The sequence below is a fragment of the Pseudomonas sp. TE3644 genome (assembly GCF_056278815.1).
In genome coordinates this window covers 860,738-884,078 of the sequence record NZ_JBWBQF010000001.1, presented here as the reverse complement: position 1 = coordinate 884,078, position 23,341 = coordinate 860,738, and the positions used below count along the sequence as shown (strand labels likewise).

Below are 23,341 nucleotides of genomic sequence, written 5' to 3'. Positions count from 1 at the left end.
AATTATTCACCCCCCTTGCATCGACTTGATTGACGACGATAAGGCGAACCTTTCATTCGCTATTATCCGCTCAAGGACTTTGCACGCCCATGATTATTCCCCGCCAAACTTTATTGAATATTGGCCCGTTATTAACCGCCTTATTGAATCGCGAAGATTTTTCCGCTGTTGATCCTCTGGCCAGCGACCAGCACTGGCAGGACAACCTTGAACAATTGAGCGGCAAAGCCGACGTGATCGCACTCCTGGACGCCCCCTCCCAGCCATTGCCGCGGTATCTGCAGGCTCAAGCCAGCGCCACCCTGGAAACCCTTGGCCCGCAGATGGCCGAGCAACTGCGCAGCGCGTACCGGCAAGCCAGGCCCGGCCGCCGGGTATTCAGTGCTGCCAGCCTGCTGTGGCGGCAGGCCGCTTTCGCGACACCGACACACTGTGCATGGCTGGCGTGCCTGCTGGTTTACCCTGAGCTGGAAGGCGACAACACGGCCGAGCACAACCCGGCCGAGAGCCGGATAGGCACGTTCGAGCACCTGGAGACGGACCTGTCGACCTGTGTCGCCCGGGTGCTCCACAGCCGCACCGGCAGTACGCGCTGCGCCCGCCTGCTCGACTACTTGCAGATGGACTTCGGCCTGGCCTGCTCCAGCGATCCGAAGCGGCTGATGCCCTGCCTGTTCGGCTGCGCCACCTTCGCAGCCTTTGAAACCGCCTTGATCCACGACCTGCAATGGACAGCGCCGGCGCAGGGCTTGAGGCGCGAACTGGCCATGCAAGCCATGGTCGACTACCTGGACCCGCCTTCCGGGCGTGTCGAAGACCAACTGGCAGGCGTGGCGCTCAATACGAGCAACACCGCCAAGGCGCTGCGCGAGCAACTGGACACGGCACTGATGAACACGCTGGGCTGCAGCCGCAAAGAACTGGCCGTGGTCGCCACCTTGCTGCTGCGTGCCCGCGCCCCGCTGCTACTGCTCAGCGACCTGCCTGATGACTTCGAGCACCTCCCGGACCTGTACACCGTGCAACTCAAGCTGGGTATCCACCTGGCCGGGCAGGAGCCGTGGTTCCTGGACCGGGACACCGCCCAACGCATGCCATCCGTGCGCCAGGCGCTGGCCCACTCTGATCGCCAGCGGGCTACCCTGCTTTTGGCCCGCATGCCGCTGGTTATCCACTGGGCCGAATATCACCAGATCTTGCCGGCTGGGGCCGCACACACCACCGCGCAACTGATGGACGCCATGAAGGTGTTTGACACCATGGCGGCCCTGACCCAGCTGACCGAACCGCCGTCGAGGATGAAACAGGGCATCGAGTACCTGCGAGCGTTCAGCATCAACCCCCATCAGCTTGTGCCTGGCAACCGCCACACCACTTACCTGGAAAGCCTGATCGACAGCGGCAAGCACTTTCGCCACCCGGCGCTCAAGGCCACCACGCCGCCGGACATCACCGCCCTGTTCAAGCAGCACTTCAACGCCTACCGAGGCAACTGCAGACGATTGCTGCGCGACCTGATCAGCCTGTTCATCCAGCACCTGCCCGATGCAACCCGGCAGGTGCTGCGGGGCGCGACCCTGCAGGCCTACGCCGTGCAATGGTACGAATACATCGGACCGAACCCGGGCAGCATCCCGGCACTTGAAGACGCCGACCCTGCCAGTTGGGCGGTGCGGCGCTGCCCCGCCCTGCTGATCCATTGCCAGGGCCAGGAAGGCGAGACGCTGCACCGATGGTTTCCCCAGCATTGGCGCTGGGACAGCCAGGCCATTGATCGCCAGGGGCTACCCCTGTCGCAATGGGCACGCGAACACTTGCCACTGTCGTTCGACGATTACCACGACGCCGAGCAGCCTTTCACCTACAGCACCGCCGGGCGCCTGCAGGCGGTCGGCAGCCTGCTGCCCGCAGGCGATCCGAGCCGCCTGGTCGACACTGCGCGGGACCACGTGTGGATGCATCATTTCGACGCCCTGGAACAGCAATGCCAGGGCATGACCCAAGTGGAATACCAGGCCAAAGCCATCCAGGAGCGCAGCACGGCTGCATACCTTGCCCGCCTGGGCATCCCGTTCGCCAGCTGCTTCGACCCCCAGGGCGTGGGCGGTGTATCCAACTGCGTGATGGATGCTGTGACCCTGCCCTTGAGCTCCCTGGCCCCCGTGCTGCGCACGCTGGTAGCCAATCGACGGCTGATCAACCGCCTGCTGCACAGCGGCGGCCGCACCCCGCTGGTCAACACCACCCTGGCCATAAGCCGCTGGCTGTATGGGCAACAGCGCAGTGGATCGTTCAACTTCGCGCGTTACTATGACCGCGCCCTGCGCAGCCATGGGCGCGGTACGTTCAGCCGCAGCAGCCTGACGCCCGCCACCGCCGCCGGACAAAGCGGCGCCACGGTCAATGGCCAGCAACATGTAGCGGTGCTGAACCAAGGCACACCTCGCCATGCCGACTGGCGCTTGCTGGACCCGCTGACTCGCCACGCCTACGGCCCGCGACTGCTGGACCTGAGCCCCCACGGCCCCCGGCGCCTGCTGATCGATACGGCGGCCATCGCGCGCCCCGGCCTCAAGCCTGGCGCGCTGGTACTGCACAAGGCAGCAGACGGCAGTCGCTATCTGCAGGCTCACGTGGACAGCCAGGTCATGCTGGTGCATCGCCCCGATCGCAGCGTCGATGTGCTGATCGACGGCACACTCTACCGGCGGGGCAATACCCCTCACTACGTACGCATCGACCGACTTGCCGCGACCCGCAGGCCCCGGCCCATGGTGGAAACGGCCACGCCCTGCCGCGTGCCACGCGCACCGAACCCGGGCTCGGACTGCGCCAGCCTGTACATGCACCAGGTACGCGTCAACGCCCCGCCCGCCAACGCCACGCTGGGCCAGCAGGCAGCCCATGCCTGGCAAGCGCGCACGTACCACCTGGCCAGCCTGGCAATCGCGGCCGGCAGCCGTACAGATGTACCCGACAATATCGACATATTACTGCTGGACGGCACGGTGTGGCGGCGCCCACGCCAGCGGCCCGGCAGCAACCGCCTGGTCCGGGTCACCGATCAGGAACGCCGCCAATTCAGCCTGCCCCTGGCAGGCACCAACGGTACCGAGGTGGACTACCTGCCGCGCATCAGCGGCCGCTTTGCCGCCGACAGGCGCTTTGGCCTGCACGCCTCCGTGACCGAACAGCAGGCACTGGCGATCAATGACGCCATGCCGGCCATTGAACTCGACGCGCTGGTGTCCGGCATCAATGACCGCCGCGTGCTGCGCGGCCACGTCATGGACCACCCGCAAGGCCCGTGCATTGAAATAGAGGCCGACACCCACGTGCTGTACCGCGCCTTTCTACGCCCTGGCCCACTGGTGTTCGAGCGCATCACGGATCCCCTGCAGATTGACCATTTTTTCCGGACCACCGAAACCTACCGAATCGTCGGCACCACACCCACGGCCGTCCAGGACCGGCAGAATGTTGCCCGGCTGCTGTTCGACATGGCCAAGCTGCGCCCAGCCCCCGGCGACCTGCCCCTGGCCCCCTACCCCGACTATGCGGCCTACGCCCAGGCGATGGGCCGCGATAATGAGCTGGTGGCCTACGCCGTCAACATACTGGCCGGCAACGCGGAGCAGCTACGGCTGTTCGAGCTGACCAAGACCCTGATCCCCGACCGGGCCTACCTGACCGAGCGTCCCCCGGCCATCCAGCAAGCGCAAATCGATATCCTCAACCGGCTGGCGCCGCCCCAGGCCACGCCCCCGATCGCGTTCACGCCCATCACCCTGCAGACCATCGGTGACGCCCAGGTGCACACCGCCCTGCGCAGGATGATGGCCGGCGCCAATATCGCGTTTATCCAGGCAACCCTGCAGGATGGTCGACAGATCGTCTATTACGCCTTGTCGGGCGGCCAGCGCGCCGCGGCCCTGCGATTGAACATTGATCTGGCCACCCGTGCGCGCCAAGTCATCGACGGCGTGGAATGGGTGGACGCCCGCGCCATCATGCGCACCCGCGGCCCCGACCCGGAGATGACCAGCCTGCCGGTGGTGCGCTACAGCCATCGCAAGGTGGCCACCCCGCATTCGCGCGAACAGGACGCCGAACGGCTGATTGCCACCGTGCTCAAGGCTGACCTGCGCGGCCAGGCGGTCACGGACTTGCAGGTGTTCACGCGCATGGACACCTGCCGTTCCTGCGGCGCAATCGTGCTGCCGCAACTGCAAGTGCTATTCCCTCAGGCCCGCATGAGCGTCAGCTACCTGGAACCCTACGCTATCGATTGACGGCCGGGTCGGCCTTGCCCAGGCCATGCTCGCGCAACTTGTTGGCGATGGTGGTATGCGACACCCCCAGGCGCTTGCCCAGCAGGCGACTGCTGGGGTGCTGGGCATGGAGTTGCTCGAGCACGGCGCGCTCAAAGCGGGCGACGATCTGCTGCAAGTCGCCCTCCAGGGAGAAGTCGCCCAATGGCTGACGCACCCCGTAATCGGGCAGGCGAATATGCTCGGGCTTGACCCAGCCACCGTCACACAGCGACACGGCCTGGAACAGCACGTTTTCCAGTTGCCGGACGTTGCCCGGCCAGTGGTAGCGGGCCAGTTTGTCTTTGGCCAGCGGGGCCAGGCGCGGCAGCGGGCAGCCGATTTGCCGGCTGGCCTGATCGAGGAAATGCTCCACCAGCGGGTCCAGGCCATCCATGCATTCGCGCAGCGGCGGGATATGCAGCGACAGCACATTGAGGCGGTGGTAAAGGTCCTGGCGAAACTCGCCGCGGGCGCACAGTTCAGAAAGATCGACCTGGGTGGCGCAGATCACGCGCACGTCCAGATACACCTCTTCATCACTGCCTACCCGGCGGAAGCAGCCGTCCTGCAGGAAGCGCAGCAGTTTCGCCTGCAGGCGCGTGCTCATCTCGCCCACGCCGTCGAGGAACAGGGTGCCGCCCGCCGTCAGTTCCAGCAGGCCCAGCTTGCCCTCGGCACGCGCCCCTTCGAACGCGCCCGGGCCATAGCCGAACAGCTCGGTCTCGGCCATGGACTCCGGCAAGCCGGCGCAATTGAGCGCCATCAGCGGCGACTGCCCACGCGGGCTGGCCAAGTGGCAGGCGCGGGCCAGCAGTTCCTTGCCAGTACCCGTTTCACCCTCGATCAGCAGGGGCGCATCCAGCGGTGCCATGCGTCGCGCTTCACGCACCACGGCCGCCATCACCCGTGAGCTCTGGAATATGCTGTCGAAGCCGCGCAGTTCCTGCTTGCGCACGTGGTAGATGCGCTCGCCGATGCGGTCGGCGCGGTGCAGGGTCAGCACCGCCCCCGCCAGCGCTTCACTGTCATCGTGGGCCGATTGCAGCGGGGCAATGTCAGCCAGGAACACATCGCCGCACACTTTGACCCGCAGGCCATTGATGCGCGACTTGTTATCACGCACCAACTGCGGCAGGTCGAAGTCCTCGGCATAGCGTGATAGCGGCATGCCCGGCACCTCGTCCACGCGCACGCCCAGCAACTGCGCGGCGGCGCGGTTGGCCGCGACGATGCTGCCGGCCATGTCGATGGACAGTACCGGGAACTCCAGTGCACCCAGCAACGCATTGAGCTCCATGTGCCGGCGCTCGCTGGGCATCAGGCCTACGCGCTTGACCCCGAACACCCCGGGGATGGCCTCGAACTTGGGCCGCAGCGCCTGGAACTGCAGATTGATCAGGTTGGGGCAATGCAGGTAGATGGCATTGCCATGCTCGCCGCCCACTTCGCCGCGGGCCACGTTGATGCCGTATTCCACCAGCAGGTTGAGGATGTCGCGCAGGATGCCGATGCGGTTCTGGCAATGGACTTTGAGACGCATGAGGGGCCTTGGGGTGTGGTTATTAGCGCAGGCGCTTAGATATTCGTAAATATTACGTGACGAAATAGCCGTTTGACCGAGAGGGAACATCAGCTCTGCGCCTTTTCCGTAACGCAAAGTTTACGACAATCCCGCAATGCTGCCACCCGCCAGCCCTTCCCGCCGCCCAAACCCAGCCTAAGTCACCTATTAATAGACAACACGTAGCCGCTGCCGAAGGCTGCGCTGGCCCTCAGGCACACTGGAGATCTTCAGCGAGGCACAAGGCCAGCGCAGCCTGGCGGCAGCGGCTACGACTACAATAAAAATATCGCCTGGAGTGCTGTATGAAACAGACTCACTACGTGGCCCGCGAGCCGGATGAACAGGGGTTCATCCATTACACCGACACCGAGCACGCGGTCTGGAACACCTTGGTCACCCGCCAGCTCAAGCTGGTGCAGGGGCGCGCCTGCCAGGAATACCTGGACGGCATCGAACAACTGGCCCTGCCCCACGACCGCATCCCGCAACTGGACGAAATCAACCAGGTGCTGAGCGGCACCACCGGCTGGCAGGTGGCCCGGGTGCCGGCGCTGATCCCCTTCCAGACCTTCTTCGAACTGCTGGCCAGCAAGCGCTTCCCGGTGGCCACCTTCATTCGCACCCCCGAAGAACTGGACTACCTGCAGGAACCCGACATCTTCCACGAGATCTTCGGCCACTGCCCGCTGCTGACCAACCCCTGGTTTGCGGAGTTCACCCACACCTACGGCAAACTGGGCCTGGCCGCCAGCAAGGAACAACGGGTGTTCCTGGCCAGGCTGTACTGGATGACCATCGAATTCGGCTTGGTGGACACGCCCCAGGGCCGACGCATCTACGGCGGCGGCATCCTGTCCTCGCCCAGGGAAACCCTCTACAGCCTCTCCGACACACCCGAACACCAAGCCTTCGACCCGCTGGAATGCATGCGCACGCCCTACCGCATCGACATCCTGCAACCGCTGTATTTTGTGCTGCCTGAGCTCAAGCGCCTGTTTGAACTGGCCCATCAGGACATCATGGGCCTTGTGACCCACGCCCAGCAGCTGGGCCTGCACGCGCCGAAATTCCCGCCCAAGGCGGCCTGACCCCATTTGACAAGGACCACCACCATGAATGCTTTGAACCAGGCCCATTGCGAAGCCTGCCGCGCCGACGCCCCGCAGGTCAGCGAAGAAGAACTGCCGGCTCTGCTGCAGCAGATCCCCGACTGGAACATCGAAGTGCGTGACGGCGTCATGCAGCTGGAAAAGACCTACGCGTTCAAGAATTTCAAATATGCTTTGGCTTTCACCAACGCCGTGGGCGAGATCGCCGAGGCGGAGGGTCATCACCCGGGTCTGCTGACCGAATGGGGCAAGGTCACCGTGACCTGGTGGAGCCACTCGATCAAGGGCCTGCACCGCAACGACTTCATCATGGCCGCCCGCACTGACACCGTCAGCCAAGGGGCCGAAGGACGCAAATAATGCATTTCAGTGCGATTGCCCGCATCCCCGGCGACTCGATCCTCAGCCTGATGGATGCCTATGCCCGCGACCCGAACCCGCGCAAGTTCGACCTGGGCGTGGGCGTTTATAAAGATGCACAAGGGCTGACCCCGGTGCTGTCGGCGGTCAAGCAGGCCGAGCGTTTCCTGCTGGAGCATCAGAAAAGCAAAACCTACGTCAGCGGCCACGGCGACGTGGCGTTCGGGCGACTGGTCAGCGAACTGGTGCTGGGCAAGGACTCACCGCTATTGGCCCGCGAGCGCGCCGGCGCCACCCAGACCCCGGGCGGCACCGGCGCCCTGCGCCTGGCCGGCGAGTTCATCGCCCATTGCCTGCCGGGGCGCGGCATCTGGCTGAGCGACCCGACCTGGCCGATCCATGAAAGCATCTTTGCCGAAGTGGGCCTCAGGGTCAGCCACTACCCCTACGTGGGGCGCGACAACCGTCCGGACGTGGAAGCCATGCTGCTGGCCCTGGAGGACATCCCCCACGGCGACGTGCTGCTGTTGCACGCCTGCTGCCACAACCCCACCGGCTTCGACCTGCGCCAGCAGGACTGGCAACGGGTGCTGGACGTGGTCAAGCGCCGCGAACTGCTGCCGTTGATCGATTTCGCCTACCAGGGCTTTGGCGATGGCTTGGACGAAGACGCCTGGGGCGTGCGGCTGTTTGCCCGGGAACTGCCGGAATTGCTGATCACCAGTTCGTGCTCAAAGAATTTCGGCTTGTACCGCGAGCGCACCGGCGCGCTGATTGCCTGCACCCATGACGCGGAAAAACTGCTGGATGTGCGCAGCCAACTGGCAGGGCTGGCGCGCAACCTGTGGTCGACACCGCCGGACCATGGGGCGGCAGTGGTGGCGACCATTCTGGGCGATCCACAACTTAAAAGCCTGTGGGCCGATGAGGTAGAACACATGCGCTCGCGTATCGCGCAATTGCGTGCCGGGCTGGTGGAAGCGCTGGCGCCCCATGGGCTGGCGAAGCGTTTTGCGCATATCGGCGAGCAGCGCGGGATGTTTTCCTACACGGGATTGAGCCCCGAGCAGGTGGATCGGCTGAGGGATGAGCAGAGCGTGTACATGGTGCGGTCAGGGCGTGCGAACGTGGCGGGGATTGATGCCAGCCGGCTGGATGAGCTGGCCGCCGCGATCGCCAAGGTGTGCTGACTTGCGTCGCGCCCTTCCCGAGCTTCGCTCGGTCCCACACCTTTCGCGGCAGTTGGGTCAGGTAGGCAAAGCACTCAGTTTTATTGGCATTGCAGGTTCATGTGCGGAGCTGCCGAAAGCTATGAGCTTTGCATCACTGACACCACTGCCGCGAAAGGTGTGGGACCGAGCGAAGCTCGGGAAGCGGCCACCACCACATGAAAATCCCTTCATTGTGCGACCAATGACCACATCCAAAGTCTGATTGTCATGCGCGGTGCTGTATCCTGTCCCGGCTTTACCCAGCATGCGCTTTCAAGCGCCCCTTCGAACCTGCAATTGAGGAGCGATGACGATGCACGAAATCCCTAACTTCCCCTTCCCGAGCCTGCATCAACCCGAGCAGCCTCAACCGCCACAATCGGCGGGTCAGAACCACGACAACGAGGCCGACGAAGCCTTGGGCGCTGATCACGACGATTAAGCGCTGACAGCAGGCGATGTGATCCAGACTGCGACTACGCCCAGCGATCGCATCGCCTCCAAGCGCCGAACGGAGCCCTCCATGCAAGACAGCTTCAATGATGAACAAGCCGCGCAGGTGATCGACGCCGCGCAACAGATGATCGACATCTGGCTTCGCCTCTCCCCCGAAAAGCAGGCCGCCCTGCTGCAACGTTTCGGCACCCAGGAAAACGCCCTGGCCGCCCTGGTTGCCACCCGCCTGGTAGCACAACCGCAGGCTTGAGCCCTCGGCAAGATAAAATCTTGCCGCTGGTCGTGCACTGTGTGGCTCAGCGCCCTATCATTAGCGTCTAGTGTGCTGGCTGATACTTTTCCCCCTGGAACCTCCAATGTCTTCGAATACGCGACCGCTGGCGGTCACGCTGCAAGTCGTTTCCATCGTTTTATTCACCTTCATCGGCTACCTGAACATCGGTATCCCCCTGGCCGTACTCCCTGGCTTTGTGCACAACGGGCTGGGCTTCAACGCGGTGATCGCAGGCCTTGTGATCAGTGTGCAATACCTGGCCACGCTGCTCAGCCGGCCACACGCCAGCCGCATCATCGACAACCACGGCAGCAAGAAAGCGGTGATCTACGGCCTGTTCGGCTGCGGCGCCAGCGGCCTGTTCATGCTGTTGGCGGCGTTCACCCAAAGCCTGCCCATGGTCAGCCTGGCCGCCCTGTTCGTCGGCCGCCTGGTGTTGGGCAGCGCCGAGAGCCTGGTGGGTTCGGGCTCCATCGGCTGGGGCATCGGCCGCGTGGGCGCGCAGCACACCGCCAAGGTCATTTCCTGGAACGGCATCGCCAGCTACGGCGCACTGGCCATTGGCGCCCCGGCCGGCGTGCTGTTGGTGCAGCACCTGGGCCTGTGGGCCATGGGCGTGAGCATTCTGTTGTTGGCCGCCCTGGGCATCGCCCTGGCGTGGAAGAAGACCCCGGCGCCTATCGTGGTCGGCGAACGCATGCCGTTCATGCACGTGCTGGGCAAGGTGCTGCCCCACGGCACCGGCCTGGCGCTGGGCGGCATTGGCTTTGGCACCATCGCCACCTTCATCACCCTGTATTACGCCACCAACCATTGGGACAACGCCGCACTGTCGCTGAGCGTGTTCGGCGGCTGCTTTATCATCGCGCGACTGATCTTCGGCAACCTGATCAACCGTATCGGCGGGTTCCGCGTGGCCATCGGCTGCATGACCGTGGAAACCGCCGGGCTGTTGTTGCTGTGGCTCGCGCCTAGTGCCGAACTGGCCATGGCAGGCGCTGCGCTGACGGGCTTCGGCTTCTCGCTGGTCTTCCCGGCGCTGGGCGTGGAGGCGGTGAACCTGGTGCCGGCTTCAAGCCGGGGCGCGGCGGTGGGTGCCTACTCGCTGTTCGTCGACCTGTCGCTGGGCATCACCGGCCCACTGGCGGGTGCCATTGCCGCCGGTTTCGGTTTCAGCTCGATTTTCCTGTTTGCCGGCCTGGCCTCGTTCGCCGGCCTGGCGCTGAGCCTGTACCTGTACCGGCAAACCCTGCATCAGCCGCGTCACCCGGACGCCGCGCTTTAAAAGTCGACCTTGCCGCGGCCAGCCTTGATGGCGCCGCGCTTGCTCTTGCCATCCAGCCGACGGGTTTTCGAACCCTTGGTTGGCTTGGTAGGCCTGCGGGCTTTCTCCACTTTCGCCGCATTCACGATCAGTTCACGCAGACGCTCCAGGGCGTCGGCGCGGTTCTGTTCCTGGGTGCGGTATTGCTGGGCCTTGATCACGATTACGCCTTCGCTGGTGATGCGGCTGTCGCGCAGGGCAAGCAGGCGCTCCTTGTAGAACGGTGGCAGTGAGGAGGCGTTGATGTCGAAGCGCAGGTGCACGGCGCTGGACACCTTGTTGACGTTCTGGCCGCCGGCGCCCTGGGCACGAATGGCGCTGAGCTCGATTTCGGCGTCGGGCAGGTGGACGTTGTTGGAGATTTCCAGCATGGGGACTATTCAGCAATGCAAAGACTGCAAGGGTACACCAAGTCGTAGCCGCTGCCGCCAGGCTGCGCTGGCCCCTGAGTACACTGAAGAGCTCCAGTGAGGCTCAGGGCCAGCGCAGCCTGACGGCAGCGGCTACGCTGAGTCAGGCGATCTGGGCGGCGCGGCGGTTCTTGGCCAGGTACGCCACGTACATCACCACCACCCAAACCGGGATGGCGTACACCGAGATATTGATGCCCGGGATCATCAGCATGATGCCGAGGATGAATACCACGAACGCCAGGCAGATGTAGTTGCCCCACGGGTACCACAGCGCCTTGAACGACGACACGCGACCGTTGCGCACCTGGTGCTGACGGAAACGCAGGTGCGAGAAGCTGATCATCGCCCAGTTGATCACCAGGGTGGCCACCACCAGCGACATCAGCAGCTCCAGCGCATCATGCGGCATGAAGTAGTTGAGCAGCACGGCAATCAACGTCACCGCTGCCGACACCAGAATCGCCCGCACCGGCACGCCGCGCTTGTCCACCTGCGCCAACGCGGCCGGGGCATCGCCCTGCTCGGCCATGCCCAACAGCATGCGGCTGTTGCAGTAGGTGCCGCTGTTGTACACCGACAGCGCCGCAGTCAGTACCACGAAGTTGAGGATATGCGCCGCCGTGTTGCTGCCCAGCATCGAGAACACTTGTACGAACGGGCTGCCGCTGTAGGCATCGCCGGCCGCATCCAGGTTCTGCAGCAGGCTGTCCCACGGGGTCAGCGACAGCAGCACCACCAGCGCACCGATGTAGAAAATCAGGATGCGGTAGATCACCTGGTTGATTGCTTTCGGGATCACAGTCTTGGGCTGGTCAGCCTCGGCCGCGGTGAAACCGAGCATTTCCAGGCCACCGAACGAGAACATGATGATCGCCAGCGCCATCACTAGGCCCTTGACCCCATTGGGGAAGAAGCCGCCGTGTTCCCACAGGTTGCTGACGCTGGCCTGCGGACCGCCGTGGCCGCTGACCAGCAGGTAGCTGCCCAGGGCGATCATGCCGACGATGGCGGCCACCTTGATGATGGCGAACCAGAACTCGGCCTCGCCGAACACTTTGACGTTGGCCAGGTTGATGGCGTTGATCATCACGAAGAACACGGCCGCCGACACCCAGGTCGGGATCTCCGGCCACCAGTAGTGCACGTACTTGCCCACGGCGGTGAGTTCGGACATGCCCACCAGAATGTACAGCACCCAGCAGTTCCAGCCCGACAGAAAGCCGGCGAAACCGCCCCAATACTGATGCGCGAAATGGCTGAAGGAGCCGGCCACCGGCTCTTCGACGATCATCTCGCCCAGTTGGCGCATGATCATGAAGGCGATGAAGCCGCAGATGGCGTAGCCGAGGATCATCGACGGCCCGGCGGATTTGAGCACGCCGGCCGAACCCAGGAACAGGCCGGTACCGATGGCGCCGCCCAGGGCGATCAATTGGATGTGTCGATTTTTCAGGCCGCGCTTGAGCTGGCCGGATGAGTCTTGTGCACTCATTGAGTTGGTCACCTGGTTATTTTTGTCTGTGACGAAACGGAACCGCTCCACTTGTGGTGGGGCGGCGGACATGCGCGCGATAACGCAAGGTGCCACAGCAAAGGGCGCGCATTGTACACGCCGGGGATAAGAGCGCGAGGGGGTGAGGCTGGCAAGGGGGCAAAAAGGCGGGCAATGTTACAAATTAGTGCACGAGTGGAAACTAATCTTTACACCGGGCTTTCAGCGCACGCACTCCCCTGTAGGAGCGGGCCGTGCCCGCGAACCAGACACCTCGGTATGACGGGGCTACGCGGTGTTGCCTTCGCGGGCACAGCCCGCTCCTACAGCATAGCGTGTGCCGTAAAGATATATTTACGGCATGAAACGCGGGCTTTCCACCCCGCAGAATGCACAACGCCAGCCCGAAGGCTGGCGTTGTGCAGTTCAAGCGCGCTGATTACTCAGGCTTGGGCTTGCGACGGGTCACCGGCGCACGCTTGTCGGCGGCCGGGCCGCGACGCTTGCTGTCGTCCGACAGCTTCAGGCCTGGGCGCTGGGCACCTGGCTTGGCCGGACGCTTGTTCATGTCGGCTGGGCGCTCGGCCACGGCCGAACCACGACCGTCCTTGCGCGCCGGCGCTTCGCCACGGCGCGGGGCCGGTGCGTCACCACGAGGCTTGCGAGCCGGACGATCGCCTTCTTCCATGCGCGGGGCACGGGATGGACGCTCGCCGGTGGCGGCACCTTCATTGGCCGGGCGCAGGGTGCGCACGCGCTCGCTGCGGGCCATGGGGCGCGACGACTTGCGTTGCAGACGCTCCATCTTGTCCTTGCTCTTGGCGTTCATGGCTGGCATGGCCACCGAGGTCAGGCCGACTTCGGCGCTGAGCACGTCCACTTCATGCTGGCTCAGTTCGCGCCAGCGGCCCATGGGCAGGTCGGAGTTGAGGAACACCGGGCCGAAACGCACGCGCTTCAGGCGGCTGACCACCAGGCCCTGGGATTCCCACAGGCGACGCACTTCGCGGTTACGGCCTTCCATGACCACGCAGTGGTACCAGTGGTTGAAGCCTTCGCCACCCGGTGCCATCTGGATGTCGGTGAAACGCGCCGGGCCGTCTTCCAGAATCACGCCGTTCTTGAGGCGCAGCAGCATGTCGTCGTCGACTTCACCGCGTACACGCACGGCGTACTCACGGTCCATCTCGTAGGACGGGTGCATCAGGCGGTTGGCCAGCTCACCGTCGGTGGTGAACATCAGCAGGCCGGTGGTGTTGATGTCCAGGCGGCCGATGTTGATCCAGCGGCCTTCGCGCGGGCGCGGCAGGCGGTCGAATACGGTGGGGCGACCTTCCGGGTCGTCACGGGTGCAGATCTCGCCATCGGGCTTGTTGTAGATGATCACGCGGCGCACGGTTTCGGCGGCTTCTTCGCGCTTGATCACTTTGCCGTCGACGCTGATGGCGTCGTGCAGGTCGACGCGCTGGCCCAGGGTGGCGGCCACGCCGTTGACCTTGATGCGGCCTTCGCCGATCCAGGCTTCAACGTCGCGACGCGAGCCGACGCCGATACGGGCCAGGACTTTCTGCAGTTTTTCGCCGGCGGGGCCAATTTCCTGGCTGTCTGGCTTGATAGGTTCACTCATCTTTTAGCACCTCCCGGTGTGTGATGTGGGGCGAGCATGTCGCCCGAAGGGTCGCGAATCATACGCGCATGTGCGGCGTTGCGCACCTGAGACTAGACGAATATTTCACCGCCTATTTCTTTTTCCGTCGGCCGGTGGCCCCCAGCGCCAGCAGCCGCATCTGCGCCTGGGCCAGGGCGTGGCGGCGTTCGCCCTTGTCCATTTTCTTCCAGCCCTTGATTTCGCGCTTGCTGCGCCCGCAGCCCACGCATATGTCGTCATCGAACTTGCAGACACCGATACAGGGATCCTTGCTGCTCATGGGCACTCACTCGTGGCGCGGTTCATCCTCATCCTGCGCCTCGTCGAGGGGGGCCAGGGGCGCTTCGAGCAAATCGTCGAAGTCTGTCTTGAGACCCTGTTCCATGCTGTCCAGTTCGGCCAGCAGGGTATGGAAGCTGGTTTCTTCTTTCGGCTCCTCGGCCTCACCGGGTTCGGCGCTGGCGTCGGCCATGGCCTGCAGGTGCGCGGGCACCGGGGCGTCGTCGAGGTCTTGGACCACGGGTTCAGGCTCGATCTCGCGCAGTTCGGCCAGGGGTGGCAGGTTGTCGAGGTTTTTGAGGTTGAAGTGGTCGAGGAAGGCTTTGGTCGTGGCGAACATGGCTGGGCGGCCGGGTACTTCGCGGTAGCCCACCACGCGGATCCACTCGCGTTCGAGCAGGGTTTTGGTGATGTTGCTGTTGACGGCCACACCGCGCACGTCTTCGATTTCGCCGCGGGTGATGGGTTGGCGGTAGGCGATCAGGGCCAGGGTTTCCAGCAGGGCGCGGGAGTAGCGTTGGGGGCGTTCTTCCCAGAGGCGGCCGACCCAGGGGGCGAATTTTTCGCGGATTTGCAGGCGGTAGCCGGAGGCGACTTCCACCAGCTCGAAGGAGCGGGTTTCGCAAGACTTGCGCAGCAGGTCGAGGGCCTTTTTGAAAACCGCGGGTTCTGGGCGCTCGGGCTCTTCGAACAGCTCGTAGAGGCGTTCCAGGGATTGGGGTTTGCCTGAGGCGAGGAGGAAGGCTTCGAGCAGGGAGGCCAGTTCGCGAGGTTCGGTGAGGTTCATTTATTGGCTCTTGTTCATTTGATCTTGCTAGCGCTTGCGCCTGCGGCTCTTGCTCTTGATCTTGCTCTTGATCTTGCTTTTGATCTTGATCTTGGCCCCGTCAAGCTCAGGCCCGACTGGAGGCGTTGCCCACGCGGCTGCCCGCAGGGCCCTTCGGCGCAGCCGAAGGAAACGGCAGCCCGCCCGCTTCTATAGCGGGTGCCGTTTAGCCGCGTGGGCGACGCCGGAGGGAGGGGACCCGAAGCGCAGCGTAGGGGCCGAGCTGGGGCAAGCCCTTTTTGGTTACTTTTTGGGGCGACTGCCAAAAAGTGACCCGCCGTAAGGGCGGAACCGTCGGTGGCCGCCCCCTCGGAAATGGATATGCTCAAGGTCCTCGAAGCGCGCTTTTAGCAATCGTGAGCATATCCATTATGGAGGGGGCGACCACTGGCGGTTCCGCCCTTACGGCGGGTCACTTTTGGCAAACGCCCCAAAAGTAACCAAAAGGGCTCGGCCCCAGCCCGGGCCCTCCGCTTCGCTACGGGTCCCCTCCCTCCGGCGCCGATCAAGGGGGACGGCACCCGCTATAGAAGCGGGCGGGCTGCCGTCTCTTCGGCCTGCGGCCTCGGCCCTTCGGGCTCCCCCTTGATCGACGCCTACGGTCGGCCCTGGGCTTTAACGGGGCCCAAGATCAAGATCAAAAGCAAGATCAAAAGCCAAAGCCAAAGCCAAAGCGGGGTGTAGAGTCAAAACATCGGTTATTCCGCTCGGGCTCGGACGTGGATCGCTGCAAAGGGCTCATTCTGCACCAGTTCCACGAGAGATTCCTTCACCAACTCAAGAATGGCCATGAAAGTGACCACCACCCCCAACTTGCCCTCCTCGGCCGTGAACAGCTCGACAAACGGCACAAAGCCCCCGCCCTTCAGCCGCTCCAGTACCTCACTCATGCGCTCACGCGTCGACAACGCCTCACGACTCACCTGGTGACTTTCAAACAAATCCCCCCGCCGCATCACCTCAGCCATCGCCATCAACACTTCCTCAAGCGCCACATCCGGCAGCAACTTGCGCACCTTGGCCTGCGGCGCATCCAACTGCGGCACGTAAATATCGCGCCCCACCCGGCTCAACCCATCCAACCCTTCGGCAGCCGCCTTGAAGCGTTCGTACTCCTGCAAGCGCCGAATCAGCTCGGCACGCGGGTCGTCTTCCTCCACCTCGGCTTCAGCGGAGCGCGGCAGCAACATCCGCGACTTGATCTCGGCCAGCATCGCCGCCATCACCAGGTACTCGGCCGCCAACTCCAGCCGCACACTCTTCATCAACTCGACATACCCCATGTACTGGCGAGTGATCTCGGCCACGGGAATGTCGAGGATGTCGATGTTCTGCTTGCGGATCAGGTACAGCAGCAAGTCCAGCGGGCCTTCGAAGGCGTCCAGGAAGACTTCCAGGGCATCCGGCGGGATGTACAGGTCCACCGGCATTTCGGTGTAGGACTGCCCATACACCAGCGCCAGCTGTTCAGGGATGCGGGGTTCATCAACGCCCGGGGTCGGCTCGGCCACGGTCACGCCGGTCACGCCTCGGCCATGAACGGCGCAGGGTCGCCACAGCCCACGCGCACTACCTGCGGTTCGCCGTCGGCCAGGTTGATCACCGTGGACGCCGACACGCCGCCGAAACCGCCGTCGATGATCAGGTCCACCTGGTGCTCCAGCAACTGGCGCATCTCGTAGGGGTCAGTCATGGGCAGGGTTTCGCCGGGCATGATCAGGCTGACGCTCATCAGCGGCTCGCCCAACTCTTCCAGCAGCGCGTGGGAAATCGGGTGATCGGGCACGCGCAGGCCGATGGTGCGGCGCTTGTCGTGCAGCAACAGCCGCGGCACTTCGCGGGTGGCGTTCAGAATGAACGTGTACGGGCCCGGCACGTGCGCCTTGAGCAGGCGGAAGGCGCCAGTGTCGACCTTGGCGAACAGACCCAGTTGCGACAGGTCGCGGCAGATCAGGGTGAAGTTGTGCTTGTCATCGAGCTTGCGCAGGCGACGCACACGTTCGATGGCCGACTTGTCGCCGATCTGGCAGCCCATGGCGTAGGACGAATCGGTGGGGTAGATCACTACCCCGCCCTTGCGGATGATCTCCACGGCCTGTTTGATCAGGCGCGCCTGGGGATTTTCCGGATGAATCTGGAAGAATTGACTCACGTTCTCTACCTGTTGGTCAGACGACGAGTGGCTGCTCATGTTTGAATCGCCCCGACAAAAGCGGCAGATCCTCGGGCACCGGTCGGTAGACACCGATCTCGGACCACGCCCCTGGCCCATGGAAATCACTGCCGGCACTGGCCAGCAGACCGAATTCGCGCGCCAGGATCGACAGGGTGCCCACCTGTTCGGCGGGCTGCATGCCATTGACCACTTCAATCGCCTGGCCACCGGCTTGAATATAGTCGGCAATCAGCTTGCGGCGCTTGCTGCGGGTGAAATCATAGTGCAACGGATGGGCCAGGCTGACCCAGGCGCCGGAGGCACGCAGGGTGCCGACAGTCTCTTCCAGGGTGGGCCAGTGCAGCTTGACGTCGCCCAGCTTGCCGGCGCCCAGCCACTTGCGGAAGGCTTCGGCGCGATCCTTGACGTAGTTCTGGCGCACCAGGAACTCGGCGAAGTGCGGGCGTGCCGGGGCATTGCCGCTGTCACCCAGTTCCATCTGGATGGCGCGGGCGCCGTCCAGCGCGCCGGGCATGCCCTTGAGGGCCAACCGTCGGTCGATTTCCTCGGCGCGCAGCCAGCGGCCGCGGTGCAGCGACTCCACGGCGGCGACCAGCGGCGGCGCGTCCAGAGGGAAGCCGTAGCCCAGCACATGGATGGTGGCCCCACCCCAGGTGCAGGACATTTCCACGCCGCTGATCCAGTGCATGCCCAGCGCCTGGGTGGCCTCGCGGGCCTCTACCAGGCCTTCCAGGGTGTCGTGGTCGGTCAGGGCCAGTACCCGCACGCCGTTGGCGTGGGCACGCGCAGCCAGGTCCGTCGGCGAGAGTGAGCCGTCGGAGGCGGTGCTGTGGCAGTGCAGGTCAACATTCATGAGGTGGCGCTTTCGCTGTCTTTGATGTTTGTTATTATGCCGTCACATCCTGCTTCTGGCTGCCACTGTGAAACAATTCATCGATTTCATCCCGCTTTTCCTGTTTTTCATCGTCTACAAGCTCGACCCGCGCGTGATCGACGTCGCCGGCCAGCAAGTCACCCTGGGCGGCATCTTCAGCGCCACGGGCGTGCTGATCGCCAGCTCCATCGTGGTCTACGGCATCCTGTTCATCAGCCAGCGCAAGCTGGAAAAAAGCCAGTGGCTGACCCTGGCCGCGTGCCTGGTGTTCGGCAGCCTGACCCTGGCCTTCCACAGCGAAACCTTCCTGAAATGGAAGGCGCCGGTGGTCAACTGGCTGTTCGCCGTGGCCTTCGCCGGTAGCCACTTCATTGGCGACCGCGTGCTGATCAAGCGCTTGATGGGCCACGCCCTGAGCCTGCCCGACGCGGTGTGGGCGCGCCTGAACGTGGCGTGGATCGTGTTTTTCCTGTTCAGCGGTGCCGCCAACCTGTTCGTGGCCTTCACCTTCCAGAGCATCTGGGTGGACTTCAAGGTTTTCGGCAGCCTGGGCATGACCCTGCTGTTCCTGGTAGGCCAGGGCATCTACCTGTCCCGCCACCTGCATGACGCAGACACCACCACCCCGAAGACCGAGGACTGACATGCTCTACGCAATCATTGCCACCGACACGCCAAACTCGCTGGAAAAACGCCTGAGCGTTCGCCCGGCCCACCTGGCGCGCCTGGAAAAGCTCAAGGATGACGGTCGCCTGGTCCTGGCCGGCCCGCACCCGGCCGTCGACAGCAACGACCCGGGCGCCGCCGGTTTCTCGGGCAGCCTGATCGTGGCCGAATTCGAATCCCTGGCCGCCGCCCAGGAATGGGCCGGCGCCGATCCGTTCGTGGAAGCCGGCGTGTACGCCGACGTGCTGGTCAAGCCGTTCAAGCAAACCCTGCCGTAATCCCGCGTAGCCGCTGCCGCAGGCTGCGCTGGCCGGTATGAACCCCGTACATCTTCAGGGTTCATGGAGGCCAGCGCAGCCTGCGGCAGCGGCTACGGCGTTTGTGCACTGGAAAAATCTTTCTTTGTCGCACCGCTTTGCTCATCATTCCCCCGTGACTGCCGACAACCTGCCGAACAATCGACAGTATCAGGAGTCACTATGCGCCACAGTTTGCTGTTTTCGCTGTTCGTGCTGCTCCTGCTGGGCGCCAGCGATGCACAGGCCGACGACGCGTCGATGCCGCTTTCGCTGACAGCCGGCAGCCAGATCACCGATCTGCAGCAGCGCCTGAAGGACGCCGAGCGTGTGCACGTGGAGCTGAGCCAGGAAAACCAGCGGCTCAAACTACAATTGCAGGAAGCCCAGGCCAAGGCCGCACCCGGTGTGCGCCTGCTGACCGAGCAGCAGCAATGGTTTGTAACCGGTGCGGGGGTAGCCCTGTTGGCCGCCTTGTGCGGTATCTTTATCAGCGGCGGGCGTAGACAACGTCGGCAATGGTTGAATTGAGAGTTTCATGAGCGATCTGTTACTGATTGATGATGACGAGGAACTGTGCGAGCTGCTGGGCAGCTGGCTGGGCCAGGAAGGTTTCGCGGTGCGCGCCTGTCACGACGGCGGCAGCGCCCGCAAGGCCCTGGCCGAGATGTCGCCTGCCGCGGTAGTGCTGGACGTGATGCTGCCCGACGGCAGCGGCCTGGAACTGCTCAAGCAATTGCGCAGCGAACACCCCGAACTGCCGGTGCTGATGCTGTCGGCCCGTGGCGAACCCCTGGACCGCATCCTGGGCCTGGAACTGGGTGCCGACGACTACCTGGCCAAACCCTGCGACCCGCGCGAACTGACCGCACGCCTGCGCGCCGTGCTGCGCCGCAGCCAGCCGGGCGCTGCCACCGGCCAGATGGAACTGGGCGACCTGTGCTTCAGCCAGGCGCGTGGCGTGGTGACCATCGATGAGCACGACATCACCCTGACCATTTCCGAAAGCCGCCTGCTCGAAGCCCTGCTGCGCCAGCCGGGCGAGCCGCTGGACAAGCAGGAACTGGCGCAGATCGCCCTGGGCCGCAAGCTGACCCTGTACGACCGCAGCCTGGACATGCACGTGAGCAACCTGCGCAAGAAAATCGGCCCCCACGCCGACGGCCGCCCGCGCATCGTGGCGCTGCGCAGCCGCGGGTATTACTACGCTGAGTGATGGCCTGACTGTTGCGCAATCTGCACCGGCCTCATCGCGAGCAAGCTTTGCTCCCACAGTGTTGAGCCTGCCCCATATCTCCGGCTCAACACTGTGGGAGCAAAGCTTGCTCGCGATGAGGCCCTCAAGACCAACAGCCCGCCTTGTGTAAACCCCCGCCCCAGACGTCTTTACCTAAGCTTTACGCTCCCCTGACCGCGCCTGACCTTGATCTCCTTAAACTGAGCTCATCCGGTAAACACCGGCAAACAGACAAGGAGATTCACCATGCGCAAGACCCTTATGGCTCTGATGTTCGCCGCCGCCCTGCCCACCGTTGCCATGGCTGCCCCTGAAGGTGGTCCAGGCCCAGGCTTCGGTCCTGGCCCGGAAGGCGGCCCGGGCATGCACCATGAGCGTGGTCCTCGCGACGGTTTCGGCAAACTGGACCTGAGCCCTGAACAGCGCCAGAAAGTCGGCCAACTGATGGGTGAAGAACGCAAGATCGACCGTGAAGTCCTGCACAAGTACCTGGAAAAGCTGCCGGCAGCCGACCAGAAGGCAATGAAGGACGAACTGGCCGCCAAGCATGAAAAAGCCCGCGCCGACATCCGCGCCGTGCTGAACCCGACTCAGCAGAAACAGTTCGACGAGATGAAGAAGAAAGAAGACGCACGCCGCGCCGAATGGAAAGAGTTCCAGGCCTGGAAGGCCCAAAAGGACCAGAAAGCCCAGTAAGCTTCACTTATCGTTGACCCCCGCCCGGCACGCTCACGCGTGTCCGGGCTTCTGCATTTGAGGTTACTCCCTTGCGATCATTGTTCTGGCGCATCCTGGCAAGCTTCTGGCTGGCCATCGCCCTCGTCGCCGGCCTGTCGATACTGCTGGGCCACATGTTGAATCAGGATGCCTGGATCCTCAGCCGCCACCCCGGCCTGCATGGCCTGGCGCAAACCTGGGTGCAAACCTACGAAAAGGACGGCCAGGACGCGGCCCAGCAGTTGCTGGAACAACGCAAATGGAAGTATCACATCGATGTGCAGGTACTCAACGAGGCCGGCGAAGCCGTCGTGCCGGGGACCTTCCCGCGCCGCGCCGCCGCCTTCGAGGCCCGTCAGAGCGACGGCAACGACGACCGTCCTCTGCCCTGGCGGCGCCTGACCGCCGAGTACACCAGCCCCACCACGGGCGACACCTACCTGCTGATCTATCGCATCGCCCACCCGGAACTTGACGCCTGGCGTCGCGAAAGCCTGGTGTGGCCGCTCAGTGCCCTGGGCATCGCCCTGGTGGTGCTGACCCTGTTCAGCCTGCTGGTGACACTGTCCATCACCCGCCCGCTGAGCCGCCTGCGCGGCGCGGTGCATGAACTGGGGCAGACCACCTATCAGCAGAACAGCCTGGCGCAGTTGGCCAAGCGCCGCGATGAATTCGGCGTGCTGGCCAACGATTTCAACCGCATGGGCGGCCGCCTGCAAAGCCTGATCGGCAGCCAGCGGCAGCTGCTGCGCGACGTGTCCCACGAACTGCGCTCGCCGCTGGCGCGCCTGCGCATCGCCCTGGCCCTGGCCGAGCGCGCCGAGCCTGAGCAGCGCGAACGCCTGTGGCCGCGCCTGACCCGCGAATGCGACCGGCTGGAAGCGCTGATCAGCGAAATCCTGGCCTTGGCCCGCCTGGACGCCGAGCACGCCACGGCCGAGCCAGTGGACGTCGCCACGGTGCTGAAAAGTGTGCGCAACGATGCGCGTCTGAGCGCTGCCGATCAGCAGATCAAAATTGTCTGCGAACCCGGCCTGACCCTGACCGGCTGGCCGACCATGATCGAACGGGCGGTGGACAACCTGGTGCGCAACGCCTTGCGCTTCAACCCCGAGGGGCAGCCTATCGAAGTGAGTGCGCGGCTGCTCAACGAACGCGTGGAATTGAGCGTGCGCGACCATGGGCCGGGGGTGGCCGATGAGCATCTGGCGCAACTGGGCGAGCCGTTCTACCGGGCGCCGGGGCAAAGTGCGGCGGGGCATGGCCTGGGGCTGGCCATTGCACGGCGGGCGGTGGAGCGCCATGGCGGCAGCCTGAACCTGGCCAACCACCCTCAGGGTGGCTTCCTGGCAACGCTGGATTTGCCGTTGGTGCCGGTTACCGCCGCCTGATGGATGCGAACTCGAGGGCCCGCGCAGCCTTCGGCAGCGGCTACCGCCCGTAGCCGCTGCCGCCAGGCTGCGCTGGCCCTCACTGGCACCACGCCCCTCAGGCGGACCAGGCGCTCACGTAGTCGGCAGTACTGACCTTGGGCGCCTCACGCGGTGGGTTCAGCGGCGTGCCCAGGTACAGGAAGGCAATCACCTCCTCCCCTTCACCCAAACCCAGCCCCTTGGCCACATGCGGCGCATAGGCCAGCTCGCCGGTGCGCCACACCGCGCCGATCCCCTGCGCATACGCCGCCAGCAGAATGTTCTGCGCCGCGCACCCGGCCGCCAGCAACTGCTCGGACTTGGGCACCTTGAAGTGATCCTGCAAACGCGCCACCACTACAACCACCAGCGGTGCGCGCAACGGCATGCCACGGGCCTTTTCCAATGCCGCTTCGCTGGCATCGCCCTTGAGCTGCGCGGCCTGGGCCAGGATCTCGCCCAACTGCTCACGGGCAGTACCTTCCACCGTCAGGAAACGCCAAGGGCGCAACTGACCATGATCAGGCGCGCGCAACGCGGCCTGGAACAGCACTTCGCGCTGCTGCGCCGACGGCGCGGGCTCCACCAGGCGGGGAACGGAAACACGGTTGAGCAATGCGTCGAGGGCCTCCATCGGCCACCTCCCTGAAGTTTGAGTCACGCTATTCTAGACATAACGAGCAAACCCATGCCG

General features: G+C 64.2%; 22 protein-coding genes and 1 pseudogene. 13 read left to right on the top strand and 10 right to left on the bottom strand.

Annotated elements, in window-relative coordinates; genetic code table 11:
- Positions 1-89: 89 nt before the first annotated feature.
- Positions 90-4,292: a deaminase domain-containing protein gene (locus ACZ9GA_RS03995; protein ID WP_457356934.1), complete on the top strand. Its 4,203-nt coding sequence runs from the start codon at positions 90-92 to the stop codon at positions 4,290-4,292.
- Here ACZ9GA_RS03995 and ACZ9GA_RS03990 read toward each other — a convergent pair.
- Complete coding sequence (locus ACZ9GA_RS03990; RefSeq protein ID WP_457356935.1) at positions 4,282-5,853, bottom strand: sigma-54-dependent transcriptional regulator; 1,572 nt, start codon at positions 5,851-5,853, stop codon at positions 4,282-4,284. The genes ACZ9GA_RS03995 and ACZ9GA_RS03990 overlap by 11 nt on opposite strands.
- A 326-nt stretch (positions 5,854-6,179) precedes the next feature.
- On the opposite strand from ACZ9GA_RS03990, the gene phhA reads away from it, so the two are divergent.
- From phhA to ACZ9GA_RS03960, 6 genes are all read left to right on the top strand, one after another.
- The gene (gene phhA, locus ACZ9GA_RS03985; RefSeq protein ID WP_457356936.1) at positions 6,180-6,965 is read left to right on the top strand and encodes a phenylalanine 4-monooxygenase; all 786 of its coding nucleotides are present in this window, start codon (positions 6,180-6,182) and stop codon (positions 6,963-6,965) included.
- A gap of 24 nt (positions 6,966-6,989) precedes the next feature.
- Positions 6,990-7,346 carry a 4a-hydroxytetrahydrobiopterin dehydratase gene (locus ACZ9GA_RS03980; protein WP_027978671.1) on the top strand — a complete coding sequence of 119 codons (357 nt, stop codon included), beginning with the start codon at positions 6,990-6,992 and terminating at the stop codon, positions 7,344-7,346.
- Positions 7,346-8,536: an amino acid aminotransferase gene (locus ACZ9GA_RS03975; protein ID WP_457356937.1), complete on the top strand. Its 1,191-nt coding sequence runs from the start codon at positions 7,346-7,348 to the stop codon at positions 8,534-8,536. The genes ACZ9GA_RS03980 and ACZ9GA_RS03975 overlap by 1 nt, the downstream gene beginning before the upstream one ends.
- A gap of 334 nt (positions 8,537-8,870) precedes the next feature.
- Positions 8,871-8,999 carry a hypothetical protein gene (locus ACZ9GA_RS03970; protein WP_455925829.1) on the top strand — a complete coding sequence of 43 codons (129 nt, stop codon included), beginning with the start codon at positions 8,871-8,873 and terminating at the stop codon, positions 8,997-8,999.
- A gap of 81 nt (positions 9,000-9,080) precedes the next feature.
- Positions 9,081-9,263 (top strand): hypothetical protein, encoded by a 183-nt coding sequence (locus ACZ9GA_RS03965; protein WP_457356938.1) that lies wholly within the window; start codon positions 9,081-9,083, stop codon positions 9,261-9,263.
- Positions 9,264-9,369: 106 nt separating this feature from the next.
- Entirely contained in the window at positions 9,370-10,572 is a 1,203-nt protein-coding gene (locus ACZ9GA_RS03960) for an MFS transporter (RefSeq protein ID WP_455925831.1), read from the top strand.
- Here ACZ9GA_RS03960 and arfB read toward each other — a convergent pair.
- From arfB to ACZ9GA_RS03920, 8 genes and pseudogenes are all read right to left on the bottom strand, one after another.
- Complete coding sequence (arfB, locus tag ACZ9GA_RS03955; protein ID WP_416426173.1) at positions 10,569-10,982, bottom strand: alternative ribosome rescue aminoacyl-tRNA hydrolase ArfB; 414 nt, start codon at positions 10,980-10,982, stop codon at positions 10,569-10,571. The genes ACZ9GA_RS03960 and arfB overlap by 4 nt on opposite strands.
- 142 nt (positions 10,983-11,124) lie before the next feature.
- A complete protein-coding gene (locus tag ACZ9GA_RS03950; RefSeq protein WP_457356939.1) occupies positions 11,125-12,516 on the bottom strand; it encodes an amino acid permease in 1,392 nt (463 codons plus the stop codon).
- Between the two features lie 439 nt (positions 12,517-12,955).
- Positions 12,956-14,143: a 23S rRNA pseudouridine(2605) synthase RluB gene (rluB, locus tag ACZ9GA_RS03945; protein ID WP_457356940.1), complete on the bottom strand. Its 1,188-nt coding sequence runs from the start codon at positions 14,141-14,143 to the stop codon at positions 12,956-12,958.
- A gap of 112 nt (positions 14,144-14,255) precedes the next feature.
- The gene (locus tag ACZ9GA_RS03940) at positions 14,256-14,444 is read right to left on the bottom strand and encodes a DUF1289 domain-containing protein (RefSeq protein WP_457356941.1); all 189 of its coding nucleotides are present in this window, start codon (positions 14,442-14,444) and stop codon (positions 14,256-14,258) included.
- Positions 14,445-14,453: 9 nt separating this feature from the next.
- A pseudogene (gene scpB / locus ACZ9GA_RS03935) lies at positions 14,454-15,230 on the bottom strand (SMC-Scp complex subunit ScpB); the annotation flags it as partial.
- Between the two features lie 737 nt (positions 15,231-15,967).
- A complete protein-coding gene (locus ACZ9GA_RS03930) occupies positions 15,968-16,666 on the bottom strand; it encodes a segregation and condensation protein A (protein WP_457363580.1) in 699 nt (232 codons plus the stop codon).
- A gap of 125 nt (positions 16,667-16,791) precedes the next feature.
- The gene (locus ACZ9GA_RS03925; RefSeq protein ID WP_457356942.1) at positions 16,792-17,421 is read right to left on the bottom strand and encodes an L-threonylcarbamoyladenylate synthase; all 630 of its coding nucleotides are present in this window, start codon (positions 17,419-17,421) and stop codon (positions 16,792-16,794) included.
- Between the two features lie 16 nt (positions 17,422-17,437).
- Entirely contained in the window at positions 17,438-18,298 is an 861-nt protein-coding gene (locus ACZ9GA_RS03920) for a PHP domain-containing protein (RefSeq protein WP_457356943.1), read from the bottom strand.
- A 67-nt stretch (positions 18,299-18,365) separates the two neighbouring features.
- Between ACZ9GA_RS03920 and ACZ9GA_RS03915 the strand changes: the two genes are divergently transcribed.
- The 6 genes from ACZ9GA_RS03915 to ACZ9GA_RS03890 all read left to right on the top strand — a co-directional run bounded on the left by ACZ9GA_RS03915 (position 18,366) and on the right by ACZ9GA_RS03890 (position 22,626).
- A complete protein-coding gene (locus tag ACZ9GA_RS03915; RefSeq protein ID WP_457356944.1) occupies positions 18,366-18,962 on the top strand; it encodes a septation protein A in 597 nt (198 codons plus the stop codon).
- Between the two features lies 1 nt (position 18,963).
- The gene (locus ACZ9GA_RS03910; protein ID WP_008374447.1) at positions 18,964-19,263 is read left to right on the top strand and encodes a YciI family protein; all 300 of its coding nucleotides are present in this window, start codon (positions 18,964-18,966) and stop codon (positions 19,261-19,263) included.
- A 201-nt stretch (positions 19,264-19,464) separates the two neighbouring features.
- A complete protein-coding gene (locus ACZ9GA_RS03905; RefSeq protein WP_457356945.1) occupies positions 19,465-19,812 on the top strand; it encodes an SH3 domain-containing protein in 348 nt (115 codons plus the stop codon).
- A gap of 7 nt (positions 19,813-19,819) precedes the next feature.
- Entirely contained in the window at positions 19,820-20,497 is a 678-nt protein-coding gene (locus tag ACZ9GA_RS03900; RefSeq protein WP_027978685.1) for a response regulator transcription factor, read from the top strand.
- A 267-nt stretch (positions 20,498-20,764) separates the two neighbouring features.
- Positions 20,765-21,214 carry an LTXXQ domain protein gene (locus tag ACZ9GA_RS03895; RefSeq protein ID WP_457356946.1) on the top strand — a complete coding sequence of 150 codons (450 nt, stop codon included), beginning with the start codon at positions 20,765-20,767 and terminating at the stop codon, positions 21,212-21,214.
- Between the two features lie 71 nt (positions 21,215-21,285).
- Positions 21,286-22,626, top strand: a complete 1,341-nt coding sequence (locus tag ACZ9GA_RS03890) for a sensor histidine kinase (protein WP_457356947.1) — start codon at positions 21,286-21,288, stop codon at positions 22,624-22,626.
- 97 nt (positions 22,627-22,723) lie between these two features.
- On the opposite strand, the gene ACZ9GA_RS03885 is transcribed toward ACZ9GA_RS03890, so the two are convergent.
- A complete protein-coding gene (locus ACZ9GA_RS03885) occupies positions 22,724-23,281 on the bottom strand; it encodes a nitroreductase family protein (protein ID WP_457356948.1) in 558 nt (185 codons plus the stop codon).
- Positions 23,282-23,341 lie beyond the last annotated feature (60 nt).